The 8,866-nt window shown below is 63.8% G+C and carries 7 protein-coding genes and 1 pseudogene; 4 read left to right on the top strand and 4 right to left on the bottom strand.

Annotated features, from left to right (window positions below):
- The coding region (locus AACR77_RS11680) for a LysR family transcriptional regulator (protein ID WP_231563216.1) at positions 1 to 363 on the bottom strand (363 nt) is incomplete at its 3' end.
- A 115-nt stretch (positions 364 to 478) separates the two neighbouring features.
- On the opposite strand from AACR77_RS11680, the gene AACR77_RS11675 reads away from it, so the two are divergent.
- Genes AACR77_RS11675 through AACR77_RS11665 form a run of 3 tightly spaced genes read left to right on the top strand, consistent with a single transcriptional unit; the run spans position 479 to position 3,278 of the window.
- A complete protein-coding gene (locus AACR77_RS11675; RefSeq protein WP_042881604.1) occupies positions 479 to 1,630 on the top strand; it encodes a methionine aminotransferase in 1,152 nt (383 codons plus the stop codon).
- An 8-nt stretch (positions 1,631 to 1,638) separates the two neighbouring features.
- The gene (locus AACR77_RS11670) at positions 1,639 to 2,454 is read left to right on the top strand and encodes a carbon-nitrogen hydrolase family protein (protein ID WP_042881602.1); all 816 of its coding nucleotides are present in this window, start codon (positions 1,639 to 1,641) and stop codon (positions 2,452 to 2,454) included.
- Between the two features lie 53 nt (positions 2,455 to 2,507).
- Positions 2,508 to 3,278, top strand: a complete 771-nt coding sequence (locus tag AACR77_RS11665) for an ABC transporter substrate-binding protein (protein ID WP_042881600.1) — start codon at positions 2,508 to 2,510, stop codon at positions 3,276 to 3,278.
- 92 nt (positions 3,279 to 3,370) lie between these two features.
- Here AACR77_RS11665 and AACR77_RS11660 read toward each other — a convergent pair whose 3' ends face one another.
- Both AACR77_RS11660 and mprF read right to left on the bottom strand, forming a co-directional pair.
- Positions 3,371 to 4,084, bottom strand: coding sequence for an AcvB/VirJ family lysyl-phosphatidylglycerol hydrolase (locus tag AACR77_RS11660; protein ID WP_042881598.1), 714 nt, complete (start codon positions 4,082 to 4,084; stop codon positions 3,371 to 3,373).
- A gap of 10 nt (positions 4,085 to 4,094) precedes the next feature.
- The gene (gene mprF, locus AACR77_RS11655) at positions 4,095 to 6,650 is read right to left on the bottom strand and encodes a bifunctional lysylphosphatidylglycerol flippase/synthetase MprF (protein WP_042881597.1); all 2,556 of its coding nucleotides are present in this window, start codon (positions 6,648 to 6,650) and stop codon (positions 4,095 to 4,097) included.
- A gap of 219 nt (positions 6,651 to 6,869) precedes the next feature.
- On the opposite strand from mprF, the gene AACR77_RS11650 reads away from it, so the two are divergent.
- Positions 6,870 to 7,580 (top strand): metallophosphoesterase, encoded by a 711-nt coding sequence (locus tag AACR77_RS11650; protein WP_042881595.1) that lies wholly within the window; start codon positions 6,870 to 6,872, stop codon positions 7,578 to 7,580.
- A gap of 799 nt (positions 7,581 to 8,379) precedes the next feature.
- Here the strand turns inward: AACR77_RS11650 and AACR77_RS11645 are convergent.
- Positions 8,380 to 8,653 (bottom strand): annotated as a pseudogene (locus AACR77_RS11645) (leucine zipper domain-containing protein); the annotation flags it as partial.
- Positions 8,654 to 8,866: the final 213 nt, after the last annotated feature.

Below are 8,866 nucleotides of genomic sequence, written 5' to 3'. Positions count from 1 at the left end.
CCCCTCGAACGCCTGCAACCGCCGCAGCAGCCAGCGGCTGGCGCAGGAGGGCACCTTGATGCTGATGGCCTGTTCGTGGGGCAGGGTCTGCAAGGCGCTGAGCCCCTCCCCCATGCGGGCCAGCCCTTCGCGAACAAAAGGCAGCAGCCGCTCGGCGGCGGGGGTCAAGGTGAGACAACGGGTGCCGCGCACGAACAGCAGGTGGCCCAGGCGCGCCTCCAACTGGGCGATCTGCTTGCTCACCGCCCCCTGGCTCACGCACAGCTCGTCGGCGGCCAGGGTAAAACTCAGGTGGCGAGCAGAACACTCGAAGACCTGCAGGCCATAGAGAGGCAACTGAGTACGCGGCTGGGTAGACAACATGACAAGCCTCCATGCTTGAGAAAAACTCATGCATACCATGCCGAATAATCCGTTGTCCGGCAAGCCTTGGGGGGGCTAAAAAGGGACCTCTTTCACACACGCAGGTGACGGCCCCATGTCCATCCCCCAGGTTTCCAGCAAACTGCCCCAGGTGGGCACCACCATCTTCACCGTGATCGGGGATCTGGCCGCCCGCCACCCCAGCATCAACCTCTCCCAGGGGGCGCCGAGCTTCCCCTGCGATCCCGAGCTCATCCGGGTGACCCACGAGGCCATGCTGGCCGGTGAAAACCAGTACGCCCCCATGACGGGGCTGCCTGCCCTGCGCGAACAACTGGTGGCCAAGATTGCAGCCAGCTACGGCCATCACTATGACGCGGGCGACGAGATCACCATCACCGCCAGCGCCAGCGAAGCCCTGTTCTGCGCCATCACCGCCCTGGTTCACCCCGGCGACGAGGTGATCATGTTCGAGCCGGCGTTTGACAGCTACCGCCCCATGATCCAGTTGCAGGGAGCCACCCCTGTGGTGATCGCCCTCAAGGCGCCGGATTTCGCCATTCCCTGGGACGAGGTGGCCGCCCGCATCACCCCCCGCACCCGCATGATAGTGCTCAACACCCCCCACAACCCCACCGGCACCGTCTGGCAGGCAGGGGATCAGGAGCGCCTCGCCCGCCTGGTGCGCGGCACCGACATCCTGATCCTCTCGGACGAGGTGTACGAGCACGTGGTGTTCGACGGCGCCCTGCACCAGAGCGTCATCCGCTATCCGGAGCTGGTGGAGCGCTCCGTCGCCGTCTTCTCCTTCGGCAAGACCTTCCACGTCACCGGCTGGCGGGTGGGCTACTGCGTGGCTCCCCGTCCCCTGATGGAGGAGATCCGCAAGGTGCACCAGTTCGCCATGTTCGCCGCCGACACCCCCATGCAGTACGGCTTCGCCCACCTGTTGCAGCAACCGGCCCACTATCAGGGGCTGGCAGCCTTCTACCAGCGCAAGCGTGACCTGCTCGCCTCGGCCCTGGCGGATTCGCGCCTGACCCTGCTCCCCTCGGCGGGCAGCTTCTTCATGCTGGCGAGCTACGAGCGGGTAAGCGACGAGCCGGACAGCCTGTTCGTGCAGCGGCTCATCCGCGATCACGGGGTCGCCACCATTCCGGTCTCCGCCTTCTATCACGACGGCACGGATCAGCGGGTCATCCGCCTCTCCTTCTCCAAGGATGACGACACCCTGTTGGCGGGCGCCGAGCGCCTGTGCGGCGTCTAGGGGGCACCATGGATTCACTGCGCGTTGCCGTCCTCCAGATGGTCTCCGGGGATGACCTTGACCACAACCTGGCCCAGGCCGAAGCCCTGCTGCGTCAGGCCGCGGCCGAGGGGGCCGAGCTGGCCCTGCTGCCCGAATATTTCTACCTGATGCCGGTCGATGAGCGGGCGCGGGTGGCCCTGGCCGCCCCCGTTGACGATCACCCCCTGCTGGCCTGGGTACAGGGGCTGGCCCGGGAGCTCGGCGTCTGGATCCTGGCCGGCACATTGCCGCTTGCCAGCCACGAGCCCGGCAAGATGCACAACAGCAGCCTGCTCATCGACCCGCAAGGGCAGCTCGCAAGCCGCTACGACAAGCTGCACCTGTTTGGCTTTTGCACCGGGCAGGAGCAGTATGACGAGGCCGCGACCATGACCCCGGGCCGGGAGGTGGTGAGCCATCCCCTGCCCTGGGGCGTGCTGCGCCTCGGGATCTGCTACGACCTGCGCTTCCCGGAGCTGTTTCGCCTGGGGCCCGCCCCCGATTTCATCGCCCTGCCCGCGGCCTTCACCCACACCACAGGGCTCGCGCACTGGGCGCTGCTGCTGCGGGCCCGGGCGGTAGAGAACCTGGCTTTCGTGTTTGCCAGTGCCCAGGGGGGACACCACCCCGGTGGGCGGCGCACCTTCGGCCACAGCATGATCATCGATCCCTGGGGCCGGATACTGGCCCAGGTAGAGGAGGGTCAGGGCATTGCCATCGCCACCCTGGATCTGGCAGCACAGCGCACGGTGCGCAGCCAGTTGCCGGCCCTCACCCATCGCAAGATAGCCGTCGGCCCTTGAGGCCGGCACCCTTTAGCACGCTAGGAATGACACCACACTTCAAGGGACTGACCATGAAACTCAACACACTGATGATGCTGATGGCCCTGGCCACCGCCGGCCAGGCCGCCGCCAAACCCCTGGTGATCGCCACCGATGCCACCTATCCCCCCTTCGAGATGGTCGACAGCAATGGCAAGCTCGGCGGCTTCGAGGTCGATCTGGCCTATGCCCTGTGCGTGGCCATGAAGACCGAGTGCGAAGTGATCAACCAGCCCTGGGATGCCCTGCTGCCGGGCCTGCAGGTGCGCAAGTACGACGCCATCATGTCCTCCATGAACATCACGGACGAGCGGCGCCAGAAAGTGGACTTCAGCCAGGTCTACTACATGATGCAGAACCGCTTCGTGGGGCGCAGCGACAAGGCAGCCGACTTTGCAGACGATCCGGCCCATTTCAAGGGCAAGGTGATCGCGGTGCAGGAGGGCACCCCCCAGGACAACTTCGTCACCGCCCGCTATGGCGAGGTGGCCAAGATCAAGCGCTACGTCAACGCCCAGTCTCCCATGCTGGATCTGCAGTCCGGCCGCGCCGACTACACCTTCGGCAACATGGTGCAGTTGAAGGTGGGCTTCCTCGACAAGGAGATGGGCAAGCAGTTCGCGTTCGTCGGTCCCCAGTTCAACGGCACCCAGGACAAGATCCTGGGAGAAGGGGTGGCGGTGGCCCTTCGCAAACACGATGACAAGCTCAAGGCCCGCTTCGATGCCGCCATCGAGAGCGTCAAGGCCGACGGCACCTTCAACACCCTGCTCAAGAAGTACCAGCTCGAAGATCTGCTCTGATCCCGGCATGCCAGCCCCCTGGACAGTTGCAAGGGGCCATAGCAACAGGGCGGCCATTGGCCGCCCTGTGTCGTTTTCCCGGCCTCTCGCCGTTATTGGGCCAGGCCCAGGTGCCCGGCAATCTGCTGGTACAGGGTCTGGTAGTTGTCGTCGAAGTGGTGGGAGCCCGGCAGGGTCACCGTCGTCACGTTCGGCTGCTGCAAGCGCGGACAGAGTTTGACCGGGGAGTCGTCCTCCGCTCCCTGCACGCAGAGCAGCGGCAGAGTCTGGATCCGTGTCACTTCCGGCAGGGTGGGATAGCGGCCCCCCTTGTCGTGCACCACCATGTCGCTGACGTGGATCTCGAAATCCGACGCCGTCGAGGGGGAGAGCATCACCGCCCCCGCTAGGCTGTCGCGATAGGCTGGCGGCAGACGATTGATGACAAAGGGCACTATCTCGGCACCAAAGGAGAAGCCCACCAGCAGCCAGCGCTGGCGCCCCCAGCGGGACTGGTACTCGGTGAGGATGCGCACCAGATCCGCCGTCGCCTGCTCCGGCGTCTTCTTCTTCCAGTAATAGGAGAGCGAACTCCAACCCACCACCGGCATGCCGTGGGCCTGCAACTGGGCGCTGAGCCCCTTGTCCAGCGCCGCCCAGCCGCCATCCCCGCTCATGAAGACCACCATGGGGGCGGACGAGGCTTGCGCCACCGGCAACTCCACCAGCCCCAGATCCGCGCCGACCCGGCCCGGCTGGGCGGCCACCGCCGGCAAGGTGAACGAAGAGACGAAACAGCAAATCAACAGCAACAACATGGCTCTCATGGGCCAACTCCTATTTCTTCATGAGCCCGAAGGGGCCGCGACTGATGAGGGAGACGAGGTGAGTCAGGGTGCGGGGCAGCACCAGATGACCGATACAGAGCAGGTAGCGGGGCTCCCACCTTGGGCCGAACTTCTCCTTGTAACGCCGCAATCCCTGGAAGTTGTAGAAACGGCTGCCCCGGGTGAACAGGGTGTTGCCAAGGCGGGCCCAGTAACCGCCGAGGGGGTTGTCGTTGAAGCCTGACATGGGGGCCATCCCCAGGTTGAAGCTGGCATAACCCTCCTGCTTGCCCCACAGCAGGAGCTCGACGAACAGGAAATCCATGACCGGCGCCGCCCCCGTGTCCAGGCTGTAGCGCATCAGATCGATGGAGAGGCTCTCCTTGTTGTCGCTGGTCCAGAGGTTGGCAAACCCGACGATCTGCCCCTCCCGCCGCACCAGCGCCATCGGGTTGAGGGTGAGGTAGGCGGGATCGAAACTGCCCACGGAGAAGCCCTTCTCCCTGCCCTGCTTGCTGTGCAGCCAGCTGTCGGAGATCCCCTTCAACTCGGGCAGCAGGGGGGCAATCTCACCGGGGGCCACCACCTCGAAGCGCAGCCCTTCCCGCTTGCCCTTGGCGTGACTCTGGCGCAGGTTGCGCAGGCGACTGCCGGCGAGATCGAAGCTCGGCAGATCCACGATGGCCTCCTCCCCCAGCTTGAAGGGGATGAACCCGAGATCCAGATAGACAGGCAGATAACGGGCCGACACCTGGTAGAAGACCGGGCTGACGTCGTGCTCGTCACAGCGCTCGCGAAACTGCCAGAGCAGCTCCTCCACGAGGGAGGGCTGGCCGACGGGATCCCCCATCACTATCCAGCTGCTGCCCTCGGCCCCGTACATGAGGAACGCCTCGCCGCTGGGGTGGAACAGCAGGGACTTGTCCCCGAGCTGGGCCAGGTAGCCGTGGCCTCCCCCTGCCCGCATCACCAGCCCATGGGCACGGGAGAGCACCTCGGCATCCGGCTTGCCGACGGGCAGGCGCAAGGGGGCCAGCAAATGGGCCACCCCGACCACCGCCAGCACGCCGATGACACTCCCCATGGCGCGCAGGGCGCGGGAGGCGGCCCCGGGCCCGTGGGCCGAGACGTGCAGCCAGAGGGAGGGGTCGTACTCCACATGGCGGTAGGAGAAGAGCAGCAACCACAAGGCCCCCAGCAGCACGGCCCCCACCGACATCAGCCAGGAAGGGGTGAACCGGGCGTGAAGCAGGGAACCCTTGCGATAAAAGAGAGGGCGGCAGGGGGTGATGATGAGCAAGAAGCCCCCGAGCAGCAGGGCGGACTCCCAGTCAAACCCCTTGAACAGGGAGAACAGCATGCCAAGCCCCAGCAGCCACTGGGTGATCCTGAATGCCCCGTCATGACGGCGGTAGAGGCTGTGGGCCAGCAACAGCAGCAACACGCCGCTGACGCTGCCGAGCACATGGGAGAGCTCCAGCAGGTGCAGGGGCAACACCTGCAGGAAGGCTTCGATGCGCCCCTTCATGGTGGGGATCATCCCGGAGCAGAGCAGCAGGGTGCCCGCCGCGAAGGTACCCATGCTCACCAGGGCGGGCACAAACTCCCGGGTCGCCATCATCACCCCCTGCAGCCGGTGCAGGCGGGCCCGCTGTTGCAGCAGCTCCTGACCTGCGAACAGCAGCAGGGCACAGAGGAAGGGCAGGAAGTAGTAGACGCAGCGGTAGATAAGCAGGGAGGCGAGCAGCTTGTCCACCGGCAGATAGTGGGTGAGCAGCAGGCTCATGCTCGCCTCGAAGACCCCGATGCCCCCCGGCACATGGGCCAGCACCCCGAGCAGACTGGAGAGCACGAAGGCACTGAGCAGCACCGGATAGGGCACGCTGCCCGATGGCAGCAGCACATAGAGCACGGCGGCGGCGGCCATCCAGTCAAGCAGGGCGATGAGCAGTTGCAGCAGGCGGTATCTGATGCGCGGCAGGAACAGCGGGTGTCCGCGCCAGACCAGGGCAGCCCCCGGCCACACCAGATATGCCAGCACCGTCAGCAGGGCCAGGCCCCCCGCCAGTTGCAACAACCCGGTCGCCCAGCGGGGCCAGTCCACCAGCAGGGCCGCCCCCTGCCCCAGCAGCAGGGCACTGCCCCCCCAGCCCAGCAGACCGAGGAAGAAGGTGATGGAGCAAAAGAGGATCACCCTGGCCACCTCCCCGGTGCCAAGCCCCAGGGAGGAGTAGAGCCGGTAGCGTACCGAGGAGCCGGTAAGCAGTGCAAAGCCCAGGGTGTTGGAGAAGGTGTAGGCGATGAAGGAGGTCATCCCCACCTGCTGCCAGGGCAGGCGTTTGTCCAGCACCTTCAGGGCCAGCAGATCGTAGCAGCAGAGGCAGCCATAGCTGAGCAGGGTGAGCAGCAGGGCGCCCCCCAACTGCGGCAAGGGTTGTGACCAGATGGCCTGGCGGATGTCGTGCCAGTGCCACAGGTGGGTCAAATGATAGAGGACGGTCAAGGCCGCCCCCAGCAGCAGCAGGCTGCACAGGGGGCCTATCCAGATCAACAGCTGACGCCGCATTCAAGATTCCTGTCAAAAAGCGTGGAGAAAGAGAGGCTCCGAAAGCGGGCGGACAAGGCGCCCTCCCGGAGTGACTCCCCCAGAGGCGGCGCGTGACGCCGCACGTTCACGGGGGCAATCCCATGATTTACCAGGCCCTGCCCGCTCGCCACTTTTCTTCTGTAACCTTATGTACAGGCAGACAAAACATCCCCGTCCGGGATAGAGGCAGGAGACGCCATGACCCCCTCCCCCCTGATAAGACGCTTCCCCCAAAACGCCCAGGGGCGCGATCTGGCCGTCGGCGACATCCACGGCCACTTCGCCCTGTTGCAGCAGGCCCTCGACACCCTGGATTTTGATCCCGCCCGGGACCGTCTCTTCAGCGTCGGGGATCTGGCGGATCGCGGGCCCGAGTGCAGCGAGGTGATCCACTGGTTGGCCAGGCCCTGGTTTCACCCGGTCTGCGGCAATCACGACGACTACGTCTGCCGTTACGAGAGCTGCGATCGGGAGAACTGGATCCGAAACGGCGGCGGCTGGTTTCAGCAGCTGACCCCTGCCGAGCAGGCGGCGTTCGCCGTCCACTACCGCAGCCTGCCCCTGGCCATCGAGGTGCAGACCAGCCAGGGACCCGTCGGGCTGCTTCACGCCGATTGCCCCTTCTCCTCCTGGCAGGGGCTGCTGGACCAACTCGATGCCGGAGTGAGCGGCGGACGACTTCGGGCCATCAAGAACGTCTGCCTCTGGTCAAGGCGCCGTATCGAACGGCTGGACGAGGACGGGGTCGCGGATCTCGCCGCCCTGGTGGTGGGCCACACTCCGGTGAGGGTGCCGGTGCGCCTTGGCAACGTCCACTACATCGACACCGGCGGCTGGTATCCCGAGGAGGGCGGCTACTTCACCCTGCTGGACCTCAATACCCTGACCCCTCACTTTCCCCAGCCCTGAGCCGGACCGATGGGATGACCAGGCTCACGGACAACGCCCACTGCCCATTAAAGCGCCAGGCGAACGCCCCGGACTTCGCTCTGCCAGCGCGATGGTTTACCATGCAGGCAATTGCGGTGCATGGCACCCCCACCCAGGCGCCAGGCGCCGCCGTCATCGGATACTCCTTTCGAGCAACATGAGCACATCAGCGCACCCGGCCAGCGGGCCCACGTTCTACTTCCACGTTTTGCAATACCTCTTTTTTAATGCTTTGATTTGCATGGGCTTATGGCTTTAATGCCGGTGAGCTTGGTACACAATTGGGACATGGTGAAATTTGAGGGCATTGCTACAGATAGCAACGCTGTTCGTGTGAGTAACTGAAGGGTCAGGACTTCATCCGCTTTGGCCGCAAAAAAACCAGTAAAGCCAGTCCGCTGTTTCATATGTGAAACACAACATGCAGAAGTTCGTGACCATAAACAGCAGAAGTTCAATTTGTAGTTATATTTCAATGCATTGCAGTAGAATTCAAACAAAACCAAACGAGTCCTCAATGCTCATCTCTGTAGAAAGCACCAATCAACAGCCCATAGACCAACCGCATTCGGCCATCCCGGCCCAGCAATAGACCGAACAATATCTCGCCGCTTGCCGGGTCGACCCCATGCCAGAAACACCAAATGGCGCTTCCGCCACATCCTGCCTAGCTAGTTCTTACGCTTAGCTGCGAGAGATGGGTGAGACCTGTGGGAAACGCCCGATGGCACGATTGATGCGGCATGATGGTTTACATTTACACGCAGGCTAGCACCACCAGCCCATGACTGATGGGTCGATAGGTTTGTTGATGCTTGCGCAGTTCGATAATCCCTGTTGGCGCTGGTCATCAATGGCATGGGGGCAAGAAGAGTGACCGAGCAAGCCATCAGGTCCCTCCTTGCGATATCGAGTGAGCCACTTGTCAGTTGCTCGGATAGTGACTCGGCAGCGTGATCCTCCTCTTCAACACGCAGGCCCTGTTCAAGGACGCGCCGGACAAGAAGCTGTCGACCAAAGACGGTTAAGTGGACATTTTTATGGTTGTTCACTCGCACATCTCCGACGATTAGTTTGGTTGGCGCCTCCAATTCTCCGGTAATGCCCCGAGTGAACAACCTGCAGAGAGATCACAGCTAGGGAGACCATATTACCCCCGATATACAGAACCCCCGATGTACCACATCGGAGGCTCTTGGTGATTAGAAGATGCTCAGAGCATATGAACGGAGGCGGTGTTGGTGGTACCGCTCGGTACCAGGGCA

Source organism: Aeromonas sp. ZOR0002 (assembly GCF_963866995.1).
Taxonomy (GTDB): Bacteria; Pseudomonadota; Gammaproteobacteria; order Enterobacterales; family Aeromonadaceae; genus Aeromonas; species Aeromonas caviae.
The sequence above is the reverse complement of the archived record's forward strand: the minus strand, read 5'-3'. Positions and strand labels throughout refer to the sequence as shown.